This window comes from Rhizobium sp. BK008 (genome assembly GCF_014197345.1).
Classification (GTDB): domain Bacteria; phylum Pseudomonadota; class Alphaproteobacteria; order Rhizobiales; family Rhizobiaceae; genus Rhizobium; species Rhizobium anhuiense.
Window position 1 is genome coordinate 1,659,362 of sequence record NZ_JACIFK010000001.1, and the last position, 16,998, is coordinate 1,676,359.

At 59.8% G+C, this 16,998-nt stretch carries 17 protein-coding genes; 8 read left to right on the plus strand and 9 right to left on the minus strand.

Annotated elements, in window-relative coordinates:
- Positions 1-139: 139 nt before the first annotated feature.
- Together rpsB and FHT69_RS08045 are read right to left on the minus strand one after the other, a co-directional pair.
- The gene (rpsB, locus tag FHT69_RS08040; RefSeq protein WP_003573382.1) at positions 140-907 is read right to left on the minus strand and encodes a 30S ribosomal protein S2; all 768 of its coding nucleotides are present in this window, start codon (positions 905-907) and stop codon (positions 140-142) included.
- 412 nt (positions 908-1,319) lie between these two features.
- Entirely contained in the window at positions 1,320-2,156 is an 837-nt protein-coding gene (locus FHT69_RS08045) for a cell envelope integrity EipB family protein (protein WP_047614955.1), read from the minus strand.
- A gap of 136 nt (positions 2,157-2,292) precedes the next feature.
- Here FHT69_RS08045 and FHT69_RS08050 point away from each other — a divergent pair, with 136 nt between their 5' ends.
- From FHT69_RS08050 to FHT69_RS08065, 4 genes are all read left to right on the plus strand, one after another.
- Positions 2,293-2,763 (plus strand): RidA family protein, encoded by a 471-nt coding sequence (locus FHT69_RS08050; RefSeq protein WP_183905167.1) that lies wholly within the window; start codon positions 2,293-2,295, stop codon positions 2,761-2,763.
- The gene (locus FHT69_RS08055; RefSeq protein ID WP_183905168.1) at positions 2,760-3,482 is read left to right on the plus strand and encodes a glycerophosphodiester phosphodiesterase; all 723 of its coding nucleotides are present in this window, start codon (positions 2,760-2,762) and stop codon (positions 3,480-3,482) included. The genes FHT69_RS08050 and FHT69_RS08055 overlap by 4 nt, the downstream gene beginning before the upstream one ends.
- Positions 3,483-3,662: 180 nt before the next feature.
- The gene (locus tag FHT69_RS08060; protein ID WP_183905169.1) at positions 3,663-4,853 is read left to right on the plus strand and encodes a GNAT family N-acetyltransferase; all 1,191 of its coding nucleotides are present in this window, start codon (positions 3,663-3,665) and stop codon (positions 4,851-4,853) included.
- A gap of 152 nt (positions 4,854-5,005) precedes the next feature.
- Complete coding sequence (locus FHT69_RS08065; RefSeq protein ID WP_063475505.1) at positions 5,006-5,437, plus strand: HIT family protein; 432 nt, start codon at positions 5,006-5,008, stop codon at positions 5,435-5,437.
- A 79-nt stretch (positions 5,438-5,516) separates the two neighbouring features.
- Here the strand turns inward: FHT69_RS08065 and clpA are convergent, their stop codons facing one another.
- The 6 genes from clpA to FHT69_RS08095 all read right to left on the minus strand — a co-directional run bounded on the left by clpA (position 5,517) and on the right by FHT69_RS08095 (position 11,484).
- Complete coding sequence (gene clpA / locus FHT69_RS08070) at positions 5,517-8,009, minus strand: ATP-dependent Clp protease ATP-binding subunit ClpA (RefSeq protein WP_063475504.1); 2,493 nt, start codon at positions 8,007-8,009, stop codon at positions 5,517-5,519.
- Positions 8,010-8,019: 10 nt separating this feature from the next.
- Positions 8,020-8,370 (minus strand): ATP-dependent Clp protease adapter ClpS, encoded by a 351-nt coding sequence (clpS, locus tag FHT69_RS08075; protein ID WP_063475503.1) that lies wholly within the window; start codon positions 8,368-8,370, stop codon positions 8,020-8,022.
- 379 nt (positions 8,371-8,749) lie between these two features.
- Entirely contained in the window at positions 8,750-9,121 is a 372-nt protein-coding gene (locus FHT69_RS08080) for a phasin family protein (RefSeq protein WP_047614944.1), read from the minus strand.
- A gap of 272 nt (positions 9,122-9,393) precedes the next feature.
- A complete protein-coding gene (locus FHT69_RS34115; protein ID WP_010021897.1) occupies positions 9,394-9,597 on the minus strand; it encodes a DUF3126 family protein in 204 nt (67 codons plus the stop codon).
- Between the two features lie 139 nt (positions 9,598-9,736).
- Entirely contained in the window at positions 9,737-10,570 is an 834-nt protein-coding gene (gene cysE, locus FHT69_RS08090) for a serine O-acetyltransferase (RefSeq protein WP_047614921.1), read from the minus strand.
- Between the two features lie 128 nt (positions 10,571-10,698).
- Entirely contained in the window at positions 10,699-11,484 is a 786-nt protein-coding gene (locus FHT69_RS08095) for an alpha/beta fold hydrolase (protein WP_047614918.1), read from the minus strand.
- A gap of 170 nt (positions 11,485-11,654) precedes the next feature.
- Between FHT69_RS08095 and FHT69_RS08100 the strand changes: the two genes are divergently transcribed.
- Together FHT69_RS08100 and FHT69_RS08105 are read left to right on the plus strand one after the other, a co-directional pair.
- Positions 11,655-11,900 (plus strand): zinc-finger domain-containing protein, encoded by a 246-nt coding sequence (locus tag FHT69_RS08100; RefSeq protein WP_003539274.1) that lies wholly within the window; start codon positions 11,655-11,657, stop codon positions 11,898-11,900.
- 27 nt (positions 11,901-11,927) lie between these two features.
- On the plus strand, positions 11,928-13,082 hold the full coding sequence (locus tag FHT69_RS08105) for an FAD-dependent monooxygenase (RefSeq protein WP_183905170.1): 1,155 nt from the start codon (positions 11,928-11,930) through the stop codon (positions 13,080-13,082).
- 32 nt (positions 13,083-13,114) lie between these two features.
- Here FHT69_RS08105 and FHT69_RS08110 read toward each other — a convergent pair whose 3' ends face one another.
- On the minus strand, positions 13,115-14,305 hold the full coding sequence (locus FHT69_RS08110) for a cystathionine beta-lyase (RefSeq protein WP_047614895.1): 1,191 nt from the start codon (positions 14,303-14,305) through the stop codon (positions 13,115-13,117).
- 360 nt (positions 14,306-14,665) lie between these two features.
- Here FHT69_RS08110 and FHT69_RS08115 point away from each other — a divergent pair, with 360 nt between their 5' ends.
- Both FHT69_RS08115 and FHT69_RS08120 read left to right on the plus strand, forming a co-directional pair.
- Positions 14,666-15,691 carry an amino acid ABC transporter substrate-binding protein gene (locus FHT69_RS08115; protein WP_047615731.1) on the plus strand — a complete coding sequence of 342 codons (1,026 nt, stop codon included), beginning with the start codon at positions 14,666-14,668 and terminating at the stop codon, positions 15,689-15,691.
- A 103-nt stretch (positions 15,692-15,794) separates the two neighbouring features.
- Positions 15,795-16,997 carry an amino acid ABC transporter permease gene (locus FHT69_RS08120; protein WP_047615729.1) on the plus strand — a complete coding sequence of 401 codons (1,203 nt, stop codon included), beginning with the start codon at positions 15,795-15,797 and terminating at the stop codon, positions 16,995-16,997.
- Position 16,998: the final 1 nt, after the last annotated feature.

A 16,998-nucleotide genomic window follows, 5' to 3' on the forward strand; every position in this document is an offset into this window, starting at 1 on the left:
GCCATACCGAAACTTAGTCTGGCGAAGAGCCTGACGCCCTCGCCCTGAAACAGGCAAGGCCGCCGAACTTCGATGAGTCGCGAGCGGCCTTTCCCAGTCTCTGTAAGCTTTGGCGGAGCTTTCGATCCGCCCGCCTTCATCAGCCTTCGGCTGCTTCCTCGAGAGCCGGCTCGACCGGAACCTCGGAGGATGCGCCGAGATCGCGGCCGGAAGAGCTCTGCTGACGCGCAATACCGTCGATGGCGGCGCGGGAGATCAGCTCGCAGTAAAGAGCGATGGCGCGCGATGCGTCGTCGTTACCCGGGATCGGATAGTCGATCAGGTCCGGATCGCAGTTCGAGTCGATGATGGCGACAACCGGGATGCCGAGGCGCTTGGCTTCGTCGATCGCGATCTTTTCCTTGTTGGTGTCGATGATGAACATCAGGTCGGGGGTGCCGCCCATATCGCGGATACCGCCGAGAGCCTTGTCGAGCTTTTCACGCTCGCGCTCGAGGTTCAGGCGTTCCTTCTTGGTGAAGCCCTGGGCTTCGCCGTTCAGGATCTCGTCGAGCTTGCGCAGGCGCTGGATCGAGTTGGAGATCGTCTTCCAGTTCGTCATCATGCCGCCGAGCCAGCGCGAGTTGACGTAATACTGGGCCGAACGCTTGGCGCTGTCGGCGATGATCTCAGACGCCTGGCGCTTGGTGCCGACGAAGAGAACGCGGCCGCCGCGGGCAACGGTGTCGCTGACGACCTGAAGGGCGCGCGACAGCATCGGAACGGTCTGGGCCAGATCGATGATGTGAATGTTGTTGCGATCGCCGAAGATGTACGGCTTCATCTTCGGGTTCCAGCGATGCGTCTGGTGGCCGAAGTGGACGCCTGCCTCGAGAAGCTGGCGCATAGAAAAATCAGGCAATGCCATGCCTTGTTACTCCTTTTCCGGTTGAACCTCCGCAAAGCGAACAGCACCCTCTTCGAGAATGCCACCGGCGGAACAGCCCGGATTTCTCCCGGACGATCCCATGCCTTACGTGTGGAATGCCGGTGCCCATACATTCGATTTGGCGCAAAAGCAAGGCTTATGCCGAAAAAACCGACCCATTAACCCGGCACCGCGTATCGATGCGGGAAAAAATGAAAAGGATAACCGTCGGCTTCTGCGAACGCCGCCGTTCAACTCGCCAGCGCGAGACCTGCGACAGACATCAATTTGGATGCAGGTGCCCTGCCAAAAGCTTTGCTGCAAGGATCGTATCACCTTGCAGATCAGGACGCTGCGTGGACGATTTAATCGTCGCCGATCGCCCGACCGTGGTTTTTTCAAAAGCCTGCGTCTACTTGCAGACCTCGGCCTTGCGTTCGAGCAACTCCAGCTTGGCAAGCTTGCCGGTCAGGACGAAATCGCCGTAATCCATCGTCAGGTCACGGGTGATGCCGTTCTCATAGAGCTTGAACGACATGCGGTAGACCGGCAAAGCATCCGATTTCGCATTCTCGTTGAAATAGGCGATCGTCACCGGCCAGAAGGCGGTCTTGGAGAAGGCGCCGGCATTGCCGGCATCGGCCTCCTCGGCAATCGGCGTCTCCTGCTTGCCGACGATCGTCGTCGTCACCAGCGATTTGTCGCCGTCATCGGAACCGTCGAAGACGCGCGCCTCGAAGAAGCGCTTGCCGTCCTTGGCGTTCTGGATGACGTCGAGCATGTGTTCCGTGGGAAAACGGCTTTCGGCAAGCTGCAGTTCGCGGCTCGATGGCTGCTTCAGATCGACCTTGACACCGTCGGGCTGATCCTGCGCGGCACCGTTGACCTCCTTATCGAGCTGGTCGTCGGTGAAGGATTTGGTGTCGAAGGTGAACTTGCCATCCTTCAGGTTCTCGAAGGTCTTCGTCTGCTGGTCGCTGACGCGCACGCTGTCGCCGGTGTCGATCTGCGTGACAAAGCGGAAGTTGGTCGTGAAGCCCTGGCAATAGCTGCCGTCGAACTCATAGACCATCCGACCATACATGCCGGCGATGCCGGAGCGGTCCGAAGCGTCCTTCAATTCCAGATCGTAGACCGCGCGATGTGCGACGAGGCCGGTCGCGATCGCAGCGCTTACCGCAGGCGCAGCCGCCCATGCATTGGCGGAAACGCTGGCGAGAAGCAGAGCGACAAGACTCGATCGGAACATTCATTAACTCCTGTTGGACTCGGTCGCGATGTTATAAGAACGCTTTCGGCCAAATCGAGGCTCGAACCTGTCATATTAAAGATTCTAGTCTTGATGCATAATTTTTGAAGAATTGACAACAAAAGCGGAGACGAAAATGTCCGATGAAATTGCTGCACGCCTGACTGAGATGGGGATAACCCTGCCCGAAGCCGCAGCACCTGCTGCAAATTACGTTCCCTACGTCATCAGCGGCAATCTTCTCTACATCTCCGGCCAGCTGCCGCTCGAAGGCGGCAAGGTCGCCGTATCAGGCCATCTCGGCAAGACCGTCGACGTTGCGGGCGGCCAGCGCGGCGCCGAACTCTGCGCCATCAACATCCTCGCCCAGGCGAAGGCGGCACTTGGCGGCGGTCTCGGCCGTATCCGGCGCGTCATCAAACTGAATGGCTTCGTCGCCTCGGCGCCCGACTTCGTCGAGCAGCATCTCGTCATCAATGGCGCTTCGAACCTGATTGCCGGCGTACTCGGCGAGGCCGGCAAACATGCGCGCGCCGCCGTCGGCATGGCTGCCCTGCCGCTGAACGCCGCCGTCGAGATAGATGCTATCATGGAAATCGCCGAATGACCACCAATGCTGCCTGGATCAAGGACGTGCCGGTCGCCCATCGCGGCTATCACGACCTCAACAAGCATGTCTGGGAAAACACGCTTTCGGCCTTTTCGCGTGCCGTCGAAGCGGGCTTTGCGATCGAATGCGATCTGCATTACGCCTCCGACGGCGTGCCGGTCATCTTCCACGACGAGGACCTGCAGCGCCTGTGCAATCTCAACGGCGACATCCGCGAGCGCACGTCGCGGGAGCTTGGCCTGATCGCCGTCGGCGGGACCAGCGACAAGGTGCCGACGTTGCGCCAGCTCCTCGACCTCGTCGAGGGCAAGGTGCCGCTGGTGCTGGAGCTCAAGGGCCGCGAGGCCGATGACGAGGGTTTTGCCGAAGCCGTTCTCGAAGTGCTCGAAGACTATGAGGGCAAGGTGGCGCTGATGAGCTTCGACCACTGGCTGCTGCGCGATCTGAAGGCGCTTGGCTCACCCTACCCGCTCGGGCTGACGGCCAACGGCAACACGCCGGAGGAGTTCAAGACGCATGCGAAGGCGATGGAGATCGGCCTCGATTTCATCTCCTATTATTATGACGAGCTGCCGAATGCCTTCATCACAAGTCAACGCGAAAAGGGCATTCCCGTCATTACCTGGACGGTGCGTGACGAAGAGGCGCGCCGGCGTACATTCGCACACGCAGACCAGATGACTTTCGAAGGCTTCGATCCGCGCGTGGCGGTTTGACGCTCGCTTTTTGGCCAAGATCATGCGCAAACTGCCACATAATTCCTTAGATCGGAATCGATTTAAGGATAAAATTGTGCAGCAACTCAAAGCGTTACAGCGTCCTTTGCGCGTCTGAAAGACACGTGGCGCTGTAAGGCAGAGCCGAAACCATCCTCCCACAGGCTTCGCATTTGCTCCATGACTGATGAACTGTCCATTCGCGTAGAACGCTCCTTCACCGCGATTTCCCCGGAGAGCTGGTCCAGGCTTTCCGGGGCCTCGAAGACTTGCGCCACGCTTGCCTACAACCCCTTCGTTTCGCACGCCTTTTTGTCGTCGCTGGAGGAATCCGGTTCAGCCAGCGCCGAGACCGGCTGGCTCGGCCACCACCTGCTGCTCGAAACCGATCGCGGCGAGCTGATCGGCGCCCTGCCCGGCTATCTCAAGAACCACAGCCAGGGCGAATATGTCTTCGATCACGGCTGGGCCGACGCCTTCGAGCGGGCCGGCGGGCGTTATTACCCCAAACTTCAGTGCTCCATCCCGTTCACGCCGGCGACAGGTCCGCGTCTTCTTGTCGCCGAGGGGCTGCAGCGGCTGCCGATCCAGAGCGCCATCGCCGAAAGTCTCAAGGAGGTCGTGCGCCGGCTCGGCATCTCCTCGGCCCATATCACCTTCGTGCCGGACGAGGAGATCGGCGTTTTCGAGATGGACGGCTATCTGCACCGCACCGACCAGCAATTCCATTTCATCAATGACGGCTATGCCAATCACGAGGCGTTTCTCGAAACGCTCGCCTCGCGCAAACGCAAGGCGTTGCGCAAGGAGCGCCGCGCCGCGCTCGAAAACGGCATCAGCATCGACTGGCTGACCGGCCGCGACCTGACGGAGCGCATCTGGGACCAGTTCTTCAAATTCTACATGGATACCGGCGGCCGCAAATGGGGCCGGCCCTATCTCACTCGCAAATTCTACTCGCTGATCGGCGAGCGCATGGCCGATGACATCCTGCTCGTCATGGCCAAGCGCGACGGGCGTTATGTCGCCGGCGCAATCAACTTCATCGGCGGCGATACACTCTATGGTCGTCACTGGGGCTGCATCGAGGATCATCCCTTCCTGCATTTCGAGGTGTGCTATCACCAGGCGATCGACTTCGCCCTTTCGAAAGGGCTGAAGCGCGTCGAGGCCGGAGCGCAGGGCGAACACAAGCTTGCGCGCGGTTACCTCCCTGTGACGACGCATTCGGCCCACTACGTCGCCCATGCCGGCCTTCGCCGGGCAATCGGCGACTATCTCGCGCGCGAGCGCGCCGATGTCGAGCATATGAGCAAGGTCCTGAGTGAGCACAGTCCTTTCCGCAAGGGCGAGCGCCTGCAGGAGGATTGACGCTGCCCTGCCGGGCGCGTTACCCGATCAACCCTGCATAACTCCTTAAATCGGAATCGATTTAAGGAGTTATGCAGTAATTTAAAATGCTACAGCGTCCTTGGGGCGTCAGAAAAGACGCGCGGCGTGGTAGGAACCGAGGAGATTTCGCGATGACCGACCCGGCCGACTATGACGACAACAACATCTTCGCCAAGATCCTGCGCGGCGAAATCCCCTCACACCGGATCTACGAGGACGCGCACACGATCGCCTTCATGGATGTGATGCCGCAGGCGCCGGGCCACGTGCTCGTCGTTCCCAAACCGGCGTCGCGCAATATCCTCGATGCCGATCCAGCCACCCTCGCCCATGCGATATCAGTCGTCCAGAAGGTCGCCATTGCGGTCAAGGACGTCTTCGACGCTGACGGCGTCTTCATCGCCCAGTTCAACGAACCGGCCGCCGGGCAAACGGTGTTTCATCTGCATTTCCACGTCATCCCGCGCCATGAGGGTGCTGCGCTCAAGCCGCATTCCGGCAAGATGGAGGATGGCGCCGTGCTTGCCGCCCATGCCGAAAAGATCAGGGCGGCACTGGCGTAACATCGATCCCTGGCGATGCCCAGAAACGAAAAAGGCCGCGTGTAAGACGCGGCCTTTTCCAATTTGGTGGGACGAAAGCTCACTTCTTGCGCGGAACCTTCGGAACCGTGCTTCCCTTCTTCGGAGCGTCGCGGACTTCAGGCTCGGCCTGCGGCACGGTCTTGGCGCGGGCCTTGGGAGCCGGCTTCGTCTTCAGCTCGCCATCACCCTCATCGCCGGCTTCGGGATGCACGACCTCAGCTTCCGGCTTCGGCTTGATCGGCGCCGTATCTGGAATGGCTTCCAGCACGATACCGGACTTGCCGTCTTCCTTCGGGCCGACGGTGACGTTGACGACGCCGCCCTTCTTCAGCTTGCCGAAGAGAATCTCGTTGGCAAGCGGCTTCTTGATCGTGTCCTGGATGACACGGGCAAGCGGGCGGGCGCCCATCTTCTCGTCGTAACCCTTTTCCGAAAGCCAGGCGATCGCGTCCTCATGCAGGTCGAAGGTGACGTTCCTTTCGGAAAGCTGGGCCTCCAGCTGCATGATGAACTTCTGCACGACCTTGTGGATAACGGCCGTCGGCAGCGCCGCGAAGGGAATGATCGCGTCGAGACGGTTGCGGAACTCCGGCGTGAAGAGGCGGGTCAACGCCTCCTCGTCCTCGCCGGTGCGCTTGGACGAGCCGAAGCCGATCGCCGCCTTGGCCATTTCGGAAGCGCCCGCATTGGTCGTCATGATCAGGATGACGTTGCGGAAGTCGATCTTCTTGCCGTTATGGTCGGTCAGCGTGCCGTGGTCCATGACCTGCAGCAGGATATTGTAGATATCCGGATGCGCCTTCTCGATTTCGTCGAGCAGGACCACGCAATGCGGGTGCTGGTCGACGCCATCGGTGAGAAGACCGCCCTGGTCGAAGCCGACATAGCCGGGAGGTGCGCCGAGCAGACGCGAAACCGTGTGCCGCTCCATATATTCCGACATGTCGAAGCGCAGGAGTTCGACGCCGAGCGACGAGGCCAGCTGCTTTGCCACCTCGGTCTTGCCGACACCGGTCGGACCGGAGAAGACATAGGCGCCGATCGGCTTGTTCGGTTCGCGAAGACCGGCGCGCGCCAGTTTGATCGACGTCGAAAGGGCTTCGATCGCGATATCCTGGCCATAGACGACCGACCGCAGTTCCTGCTCGAGATTGGCGAGCACGGCTTCGTCGTCCTTGGAGACGGTCTTCGGCGGAATACGCGCCATCGTCGCGACCGTCGCCTCGATCTCCTTTTCAGTGATCAGCTTGCGGCGCTTCGACGGCGGCAGCAGCATCTGGGCCGCACCCGTTTCGTCGATCACGTCGATCGCCTTGTCGGGCAGCTTGCGGTCGGAGATGTAGCGGGCCGACAATTCGACGGCCGACTTGATGGCGTCGTTCGAATAACGCAGATGGTGATACTCTTCGAAGTAGGGCTTCAGGCCCTTCATGATCTCGATTGCATCATCGATCGACGGTTCGCTGACGTCGATCTTCTGGAAACGACGCACCAGCGCCCGGTCCTTCTCGAAGAACTGGCGATATTCCTTGTAGGTGGTCGAACCGATGCAGCGGATCGCGCCCGATGACAGGGCCGGCTTCAGGAGGTTCGAGGCATCCATCGCGCCGCCCGAGGTGGCGCCGGCGCCGATCACCGTGTGGATCTCATCGATGAAGAGCACGGCGCCCGGATATTCTTCCAGTTCCTTGACGACCTGCTTCAGGCGTTCTTCGAAATCGCCGCGGTAGCGCGTGCCGGCCAGGAGTGTGCCCATGTCGAGCGAGAAGATCGTCGCATCGGCGAGCGCTTCCGGAACCTTGCCTTCGACGATGCGCTTGGCAAGGCCTTCGGCGATCGCCGTCTTGCCGACGCCGGGATCACCGACGTAGAGCGGATTGTTCTTCGAACGACGGCACAGGATCTGGATGGTGCGGCTCACCTCGGCGTGACGGCCGATCAGCGGATCGATCTTGCCGCCCTTGGCCTTCTCGTTGAGATTGACGCAATAGGCTTTCAGCGCATCCTGCTGCTTCTTGGGGCCGCCCTCTTCTTCGCCGCCGCGCGCCGTCGGCTTGCTGCTTTCGGCTTCGTCCTCGGCGCCGCGCGGCGGGCGAGCCTCCGAAGCGCCAGGCCGCTTGCCGATGCCATGGGAGATGTAGTTGACGGCGTCGTAGCGGGTCATCTCCTGCTCCTGCAGGAAATAGGCAGCATGGCTCTCGCGCTCGGCGAAGATCGCGACGAGCACGTTGGCGCCGGTCACCTCTTCGCGGCCGGAGGATTGCACATGAATGACGGCACGTTGGATGACGCGCTGGAAGCCGGAGGTCGGCTTCGAATCCTCGTCATAACCGGTGATCAGATTGGACAGTTCATTATCGACATATTCGACGAGCGTCTTGCGCAGCGCGTCGAGATCGACATTGCAGGCGCCCATGACCGCGGCCGCATCGGCATCGTCGATCAGGGCGAGCAGCAGATGCTCGAGCGTCGCATATTCGTGGTGCCGCTCGTTGGCAAAGGTCAGTGCCTGATGGAGCGCCTTCTCTAAACTAGGCGAAAATGTTGGCACGTTCAGATCCTCACTTCTTTTCCATGACGCATTGCAGCGGATGCTGGTGCTGCCGGGCGAAGTCCATCACCTGGCTGACCTTCGTTTCCGCTACCTCGTATGTGAATATTCCGCATTCGCCGACGCCGTGGTTATGGACATGGAGCATGATGCGGGTGGCACTTTCACGATCCTTCTGAAAAAAACGCTCCAGAATATGGATGACGAATTCCATGGGAGTGTAGTCGTCATTCAAAAGCAGCACACGATAAAGATTGGGCTTCTTGGTCTTCGGCTTAGTGCGTGTGATGACCGAGGTTCGATTTGCGTTGTCCCCGTTCCTTTCGCTGTCGTTCTGCATCCGGATCGGCGTTGCGATCATTGTCATTCATTCCTCAAGCAATCCGGCGGAGCATGGGAGGGTGCTGTTCCCGCCGAATATCTGAAACACTAACTTAGTTCATAATAGGCTGATTTTAAGCCCCCTGTCAGTCACTGCAATCAAGAAATGGGCGGCATGCACGGGAAAGACCAAAAAAGTCCCCAAAGCATGTCGCGCAAACCGTGCAGCGGTTTTGCGGCAACGACATGCCTAAAAACAAAGACCTGAAGCGCGAAGAGCGAATCTAAAAGATTGCGCCGCGCCTTAGCCCATCCCATGGAAGCGCTGCAGCGAAAGTGGAAACAAAAAGACCGGCCACAGATGCGTAGCCGGTCCTCATATTTCAATATGTAGCGCAGGTTGCGCCGGGAGAATCAATTCACGCGGCGGCTGATGTCGCCGCCGGCGCCGACTTGGTGGCCTTGGCGACGGCAGCGGCGATCGGAGCCTCGTAGGGCTTGTAAGCGGACTTGGCGAGATCGGCATACATCTCGCCGAGCTTCGTCGTCTCGGAGACAAGGTTCTCATAGTACGACTTGACATAGCTCGTCTGCAGCTCGAAAGCTGCCTCGAAGCTCTTGGCGCCGGCCAGCGTTTCGAAGTGCGTCACCGCATCCTGGAAGGATTTCTTCGAATATTCAGCGGCTTCGGCGGCGATCGCCTGAAAGCCCTTGGCCGTCTCGGAATAGGTTTTCAACGCCGTGTCGACGGCTTCCTTGCTCTTTTTGTTGGCATCGTCAAAGTTGAACATGAGGCATCCTCCGTTGGGCTGTGGCTGGCGGCAGGGTAGCTGCAATGCACAAATAGTCAAGTAGTCTTGTGCGCTGCAAAACATCCAAAGGTTGCATTACAAAAAGATAACAAAGCATGCGCGCCGGGGCACGTACGTCTTTAGTTGATTTTGCTAATATATATCACAAAGCCACAACCTGAGGCTTTAAAAAAATTTTGACTCGGCAGCAAAAAAACAAAAAAAGACCGGGCGGATCGCGCCGCCCGGTCCCTTGAAGTTTTCGAGAACGATCAGAGATCGACGTCGAGGATCGCCATCGAAAAGTTGTAGGAGCGGTCGCCGTCCTCGTCATCGATATAGACGACGCCCAGAAATTCTTCGCCGAGATAGACTTCCGCAGAATCATTCTTGCGCGGACGCGCCTTGACGATGATCTGCGGGTTGAACATGCGTTTGAAGTAGGCGTCGAGCTTCTTGATTTCTTCTGGCTTCACTCTGTCATCTCCGTAAGCAGTCTTGATTGGCCGCTTCTTGCACAGGAAAAGCAGCGGTGTAAAGGCAAGGGTTGCCGCTTGGCGATTCTGTCCCCGCTCACACTCCGCCGACTGTTCCTATCCTTTATCCAACAGGCGCTCAGATATCAGCGCCGATTACCTGATCCATGTTGCGCGACGGCTCTGAACAACCGGCTTCGCCGACAACCTTGGCCGGCACGCCCGCGACCGTCTTCTTGGGCGGCACCGCCTTCAATACGACGGAACCGGCGGCGACGCGTGAGCAGTAGCCGATCTCGATATTGCCGAGGATCTTCGCGCCGGCGCCGATCATGACGCCGCTGCCGATCTTCGGATGGCGGTCAGCGCCCTCTTTGCCGGTGCCGCCGAGTGTCACGCCATGCAGGATCGAGACGTTGTCGCCGATAACGGCCGTCTCGCCGACGACGAGGCCGGTGGCGTGATCGAGGAAGATGCCCTTGCCGATACGGGCGGCGGGATTGATGTCGGTCTGGAAGACGCTGGAGGAGCGGCTCTGCAGATAGAGCGCGAAATCACGCCGGCCGCGGTTCAGCAGCCAATGGGCCAGACGATGCGTCTGCAGCGCGTGGAAGCCCTTGAAATAGAGCACCGCCTCCATGAAGCGCAGGCAGGCGGGATCGCGGTCGTAGATGGCCTGGATATCGACGCGCAGAATGGAGCTCCACTCCGGCCAGTCGAGGAGCATCTCCTCAAAGGTCTGGCGAAGCAGGTTCGCCTGCATGTCGGGGTGATCGAGACGTTCGCAGATGCGGTGGATGACGCATTCCTCGAGCGAATGGTAGTTGATCACCGTCGAATAGAGGAAGGCGGCGAGAACGGGGTCCCGTTCGGCGGCGAGCCGGGCTTCCTCGCGCAGGCTGTCCCAGATGGGATCCATCACCTTCACGGGATGGCCTGTGTCAAAAGCACGGATGTCAGTCTTTGCGACCATCGCCGCTCTCCTCGTTGCCAGCCGGAATGCCGTTTTCGGAATGCCAATATATAGAGGAAAACGCCAATAACATAAATGGGTGCCGTCGCCATGGTTTTTTAGCATGGTTTTTCGCCATCACGATGATGTCAGCGATGGGCGACCCTTGCATAGAAGGCCAGCACCGCATGCTTGAAAACCCTGTCGCCGACGGCGAGCATATGATCGCGGCCCGGAATATCGAGTGCTTCGGCATTGGGCATCAGCGCCGCCAATTCCTGCGGTGAGCCGGCGATATCGTCCTTGGTGCCGACGCCGATCAGCGTTGGCATGTCGAGCTTGGCCATGTCAGAACGGGCGACGAGATCGCGTGAGCCGCGGATGCAGACGGCAAGGGCAGTGCGGTCACTCTTCGTCTGCTCGGCGAAGGCGCGGAACATGCGACCGCGGCTATGCGTCACCGCCTCCAGCGAGGGCGCCAGCAGCGCATCGGCGATCGGGTCCCAGTCGCCGACACCGTCGGTCATGCCGATGCCGAGGCCGCCGAGCACCAGCGAACGGACGCGATGCGGATTGGCAAGTGCGGCAAAGACGGAAATGCGCGCCCCCATCGAATAGCCCATGACATTGGCTTCGGGGATGCCGAGATGATCGAGCAGCGCGATCGCATCGCCGGCCATGACCCAGGGACGGTAGGCTTCGGCATCGTGCGGCTTGTCGCTTGCGCCATGGCCGCGATTGTCGATGGCGATCACCCGGTAGCCGGCATCACCCAGCGTCTTCAGCCAGCCCGGATGCACCCAGTTGACGTTTGCCGTCGAGGCAAAGCCGTGGATCAACAAGACGGGGACACCGGCCGGATCGCCCTCATCGAAGAAGGCGAGCTGCAATCCATCATGAGTGAAGCTTGAAAATGCGGGCGTATTCAGATTCATCAGGTCTTCCTTTTGGCGCGACCATAATCGAGCGGCCTTTCATCGTGAAGCCAAAAACTGTGGCTGAAAACTGCGCCTGAAAACTGTGATTGGCGCGGCGCTTTGGCTCTACACATTTGCGGCGAAGGCTTATAAGGTTCGTGCACATTTCAAAGCATTCGGAGAGCGACATGGCCGGCCACAACATTCCCCACTTCCAGAACGACGGCGGTCACCGCGTTATCGAAGTCGGCGTCAAGGAATTCATGTGCACCGGCGCTTCGGCTCCCTTCGATCATCCGCACATCTTCATCGATATGGGCGACGACAACGAAAAAGTCTGTTCCTACTGCTCGACGCTCTATCGCTTCAATTCGGCGCTCAAGCCCAGCCAGACCAATCCGGCCGGTTGCGTTTTCCACGTGAAGGCGGCGTAGTCGGTCCAGATCCGGATCGGGCGAACCATGCCGGTCGAACATGCCGCCATCATCGGCGCGGGGATCTCAGGGCTGACAGCCGCCCTTGCGCTTTCGCGCCGGGGTATCAGCTCGGAGATTTTCGAGCAGGCGGGCGAACTCGCCGACATCGGCGCCGGATTGCAGATCTCGCCGAACGCCTCGCGCATCCTTGCCGAACTCGGTATTCTTGAAGGCCTGTCGAAGCTCTGGCTCGAGCCGGACGCGATCCGGCTGATATCGGGCAGTTCACTGCGCCAACTCGCGGCGGTGCCGGCGGGCAAATTCGCGCGGCAACGCTGGGGCGCGCCCTATGGCGTCCTGCACCGCACCACATTGCAGAAAGCCCTTCTGGCTGCAGTCGCGGCCGACCCGCTCTGCCGGCTTCATCTGGGTGTGCGGATGGAATCGACGCTGCCGCCTTTCGAGCGGACCGCCGATGTCGTGATCGGTGCGGATGGTGTCTGGTCGAAGCTGCGGCAATCCGTTCCGGGCAGCCCCTCGCCGCACTTTTCCGGCAATATCGCCTACCGCTTCACCATTGCAGAGGATGAAGCGCCGGCTTTCCTCGACCGGGCAAGCGTTTCGGCTTTCCTCGGCGGTTCGGCGCATCTCGTCTGCTATCCGCTGAAGGAGACCGGCAGCTTCAACATGGTGGCGATCACCGCCGGTAACATCGCACCGCAGGCCTGGCAGAGCGAGCCGACGGCCGAACAGCGCACGCAGCTGCGGACGCGGCTTGCCGGCTGGAACGCCGCAATCGTCTCGCTGCTCGAAAAACACCCGAAGCTGACGTTCTGGCCGCTGTTCGAAACCACATCAGGCGCTTGGCAGGACGGCCGAAAGACGATTCTGATCGGGGACGCCGCGCATGCGATGATGCCTTTTGCCGCCCAGGGAGCGGCGATGGCGATCGAAGACGCCTATGAACTCGCCGCCTTTCTCTCGAATCATCCCGTGTCGGAAGCGCTGACGCTGTTCGAAAGACATCGGGCGCCGCGTATCGCGAAGCTTCGCCAGCGTGGCGCCTTCAACCGGTTTGCCTATCATGCGAAAGGGCCGATCCGGATCGGCCGCGATCTCGTGCTCGGCCTCAAGCCGCCGCAAAGCCTGGCGGCCGATCTCGACTGGATCTACGGCTACCGGGCTCTGCGTCTGCCATAGCGCTGCAAGCGGGCAACGCCCGGCGATGCCGCTCAGGCGGCGCTTGCGGCGGCAAAACCCCGCTCGATATCCGCCTTGAGGTCGGCCACATCCTCGATGCCGATCTGCAGGCGGATGACCGGGCCATCCGTCGGCGCCTTGGCGACCTTGCGATCGTTGAGATGGGCGTGCAAGGCGAGGCTTTCAAAGCCGCCCCAGGAATAGCCGAGCCCAAAAATCCTCAGCGCATCAAGGAAGGCATGCGCCTTTGCCGTGAATTTCTCGGAGCTATCGGCGGCAAGCACGAAGGAAAAGATGCCGCTGGCGCCCTTGAAATCGCGCTTCCAAAGATGATGAGAGGGGAAACTCGGCAGGGCCGGATGCAGAACGCGGGCGACGTCCTCCCTGCCCTCCAGCCATTCGGCGATATCAAGCGCGCTTTCATAATGCCGCTCGAGGCGCAGGCCCATGGTGCGCAATCCGCGCAGGATCTGGTAGGCATCATCGGGTGCGCCGCAGATGCCGAGCACGCCGTTCGATTCCTTCAGCCGCTCCCAGTGCTCGGCATTGGCCGAAACCGTTCCGAGCAGAATATCGGAATGGCCGGACGGATATTTCGTCGCCGCATGGATGGAGATGTCGACGCCGTGGTCGAGCGGCCTGAAATAGAGCGGCGTCGCCCAGGTATTGTCCATCATGACGACGGCGCCATGGCGGTGCGCAACGGCCGATATCGCCGGAATGTCCTGCATTTCGAAAGTGTTGGAGCCGGGAGCCTCGGTGTGGACGATCTTGGTATTCGGCCGAAACAACGCCTCGATGCCGGCGCCGATCGTCGGATCGTAATATTCCACCTCGACGCCGAGACGCTTCAGCATCGTATCGCAGAAATGCCGGGTCGGACCGTAGACCGAATCGACGACAAGCGCATGATCGCCGGCGGCGGAAAAGCCCAGGAACGGAATGGTGACGGCCGCGAGACCCGAGGGCACGAGGATCGTGCCGGCTGACCCTTCGAGCGCGTCAATCGCCTCGCAGAGCGCATCGGTCGTCGGCGTGCCGCGCGTCCCGTAAGTGTATTTCTGCGCGTGTGTCTTCATCACCTGCGCATTCGGAAACAACACCGTCGAGGCGTGCACGACCGGGGGATTGACGAAGCCGTGATAGTCGAAGGGGTCGTTGCCGATATGGGTCAGGCGGGTGTTGATGCCGGCATTCTGCAGCAAGCTGTCTTTGTCTTTCATGTCGGAAATAGCCTTTGGCGAAGGGTCGCGAAACCAGACTTTTGGACGCCCCGTAATATCCGGTCAACCCCTTGGAGATGGATCGCCAGCGACGGACCAAAGCGGCGGAACTCACGATTTCGCGTTAATTTTCCGCAACTAGCCGCCTATTTCATAACCAAGTGCCCATCAACGCGGCGCAATCTGCCAAAATGCTGAAATTTGCCGCAATTATTGACCGCGACACTTGACCATGGTGACATTTGCGACTGTGATAGAACAACTCGCGCCGGGAGGGTGTCGAGCAAATGGGGAGGCGGCAGATTTCGCCGGAACTTCCCACAAGAAAATACAAGACAACGGAAAAGGTTGGGAAAAAAAATGAAGAACAAGCTTCTGTCGGCCTCAATCGGCGCAGCAGTTTTCGCTCTTGGCGCTTCGGCTGCTTCGGCCACGACACTCGAAGATGTAAAGGCAAAGGGTTTCGTTCAGTGCGGCGTCAATACCGGCCTTACCGGCTTTGCCGCACCTGACGCTTCCGGCAATTGGGCCGGCTTCGACGTCGACTTCTGCAAGGCGGTCGCCTCGGCTGTCTTCGGCGACCCCACCAAGGTCAAGTACACGCCGACAAACGCGAAGGAGCGCTTTACTGCCCTTCAGTCCGGCGAAATCGATGTTCTCTCGCGCAACACCACGTGGACGATCAACCGCGACACCGCACTCGGCTTCAACTTCCGTCCTGTCACCTATTATGATGGTCAGGGCTTCATGGTTCGCAAGAGCCTGAACGTGAAGTCGGCTCTCGAACTCTCCGGCGCCGCAGTCTGCGTACAGTCGGGCACGACCACCGAACTGAACCTCGCTGATTACTTCAAGACGAACAATCTGCAGTACAATCCGGTCGTCTTCGAAAATCTTCCCGAGGTCAACGCGGCATATGATGCCGGTCGTTGCGACGTTTACACGACCGACCAATCCGGTCTCTATTCGTTGCGTCTGACGCTCAAGAATCCCGACGAACACGTCATCCTTCCTGAGATCATCTCCAAGGAGCCGCTTGGCCCGGCCGTCCGTCAGGGTGACGATCAGTGGTTCGACATCGTTTCCTGGACGGCTTATGCGCTGATCAATGCCGAAGAGTTCGGCATCACCCAGGCAAATGTCGACGAGATGAAGAACTCGCCGAACCCGGATATCAAGCGCTTCCTCGGCAGCGAGGCCGACACCAAGATCGGCACCGATCTCGGCCTGACCAATGATTGGGCCGCCAACGTCATCAAGGGCGTCGGCAACTATGGTGAAATCTTCGAGCGCAATATCGGTCAGGGTAGCCCCCTCAAGATCGCACGCGGCTTGAATGCTCTGTGGAACAAGGGCGGCATCCAGTATGCACCGCCGGTTCGTTAATCGAGCACTGACATGAAATGCCGGGAAGGCGGCCCAACCGCCTTCCCACTTCCAAAAAGTTAAAAAGAAAGCCCGAAAACGGGCACAAGGGGATTGGCGCGGCATGACGCATGAGGCTGTGGATAGGACACCTTTGCATGACACCGGCTGGAGTTTCCGGTCGGCAATGTACGACCCGAAATACCGGAGCATATTTTTCCAGGCTTTGACAATTGTTGCCCTCGTGGCGTTCGTGTGGTGGGTGGCCCACAACACGGCCGTGAACCTTGCCCGCAGCAATACTGCATCGGGTTTCGGCTTTCTTCGCGGTCGCGCCGGTTTCGAAATCGGCCAGTCGCTGATCGGCTATTCAAGCGACTCGACTTATGCGCGTGCCCTTTTCGTCGGCATTCTGAATACCTTGCTGGTGGCGGTGACGGGTATCATCACCGCGACCATCATCGGTTTCATTGTCGGGATCGGCCGGCTGTCGCGGAACTGGCTGATTGCCAAGCTCTGCACGGTCTATGTCGAAATCTTCCGCAATATTCCGCCGCTGCTCGTCATCTTCTTCTGGTATCTCGGCGTTCTCTCTGTCTTGCCGCAACCGCGGGAATCGGTGGGGCTGCCGCTCGGCATGTTCCTCAACAACAGAGGACTAGCCTTCCCGAAGCCGATCTTCGAGACAGGCATGATCGCCGTCGGCATTGCTCTGGTGATTGCGATTGTCGCCACCGTCGTCATGGTGCGCTGGGCCCATAAACGTCAGGCAGCAACCGGTCAGCCGTTCCATACGGTATGGGCGTCGATCGCGCTGATCGTCGGCTTGCCATTGCTGGCCTTCATTGCCTCGGGCTTTCCGCTCAGCTTCGATGTTCCCATCGCCGGAAAGTTCAATCTGACGGGCGGCTCGGTCGTCGGCCCGGAATTCATGTCGCTGTTTCTCGCTTTGTCCTTCTATACCGCCTCCTTCATCGCCGAGATCGTTCGCGGCGGCATTCGCGGCGTTGCAAAGGGACAATCCGAGGCAGCCGGCGCGCTGGGGCTGCATCCGTCGAGCGTGACGAGACTTGTTGTGGTGCCACAGGCGCTGCGCATCATCATCCCGCCGCTGACGAGCCAGTACCTGAACCTGACCAAGAACTCCTCCCTCGCCATCGCGATCGGTTTCTCGGATCTCGTGGCCGTCGGCGGCACAATCCTCAATCAGAGCGGTCAAGCGATCGAAATCGTGTGCATCTGGGGTATCGTCTATCTCAGCTTGAGCATTCTCACGTCGCTGTTCATGAATTGGTTCAACGCCAAGATGGCACTGGTGGAGAGATAAG

Coding starts and splice junctions, on each gene's coding strand:
- rpsB (WP_003573382.1), bottom strand. CDS start 907: ATGGCATTGCCTGATTTTTCTATGCGCCAGCTTCTCGAGGCAGGCGTC.
- FHT69_RS08045 (WP_047614955.1), bottom strand. CDS start 2,156: ATGTTCCGATCGAGTCTTGTCGCTCTGCTTCTCGCCAGCGTTTCCGCC.
- FHT69_RS08050 (WP_183905167.1), top strand. CDS start 2,293: ATGTCCGATGAAATTGCTGCACGCCTGACTGAGATGGGGATAACCCTG.
- FHT69_RS08055 (WP_183905168.1), top strand. CDS start 2,760: ATGACCACCAATGCTGCCTGGATCAAGGACGTGCCGGTCGCCCATCGC.
- FHT69_RS08060 (WP_183905169.1), top strand. CDS start 3,663: ATGACTGATGAACTGTCCATTCGCGTAGAACGCTCCTTCACCGCGATT.
- FHT69_RS08065 (WP_063475505.1), top strand. CDS start 5,006: ATGACCGACCCGGCCGACTATGACGACAACAACATCTTCGCCAAGATC.
- clpS (WP_063475503.1), bottom strand. CDS start 8,370: ATGATCGCAACGCCGATCCGGATGCAGAACGACAGCGAAAGGAACGGG.
- FHT69_RS08080 (WP_047614944.1), bottom strand. CDS start 9,121: ATGTTCAACTTTGACGATGCCAACAAAAAGAGCAAGGAAGCCGTCGAC.
- cysE (WP_047614921.1), bottom strand. CDS start 10,570: ATGGTCGCAAAGACTGACATCCGTGCTTTTGACACAGGCCATCCCGTG.
- FHT69_RS08095 (WP_047614918.1), bottom strand. CDS start 11,484: ATGAATCTGAATACGCCCGCATTTTCAAGCTTCACTCATGATGGATTG.
- FHT69_RS08100 (WP_003539274.1), top strand. CDS start 11,655: ATGGCCGGCCACAACATTCCCCACTTCCAGAACGACGGCGGTCACCGC.
- FHT69_RS08105 (WP_183905170.1), top strand. CDS start 11,928: ATGCCGGTCGAACATGCCGCCATCATCGGCGCGGGGATCTCAGGGCTG.
- FHT69_RS08110 (WP_047614895.1), bottom strand. CDS start 14,305: ATGAAAGACAAAGACAGCTTGCTGCAGAATGCCGGCATCAACACCCGC.
- FHT69_RS08115 (WP_047615731.1), top strand. CDS start 14,666: ATGAAGAACAAGCTTCTGTCGGCCTCAATCGGCGCAGCAGTTTTCGCT.
- FHT69_RS08120 (WP_047615729.1), top strand. CDS start 15,795: ATGACGCATGAGGCTGTGGATAGGACACCTTTGCATGACACCGGCTGG.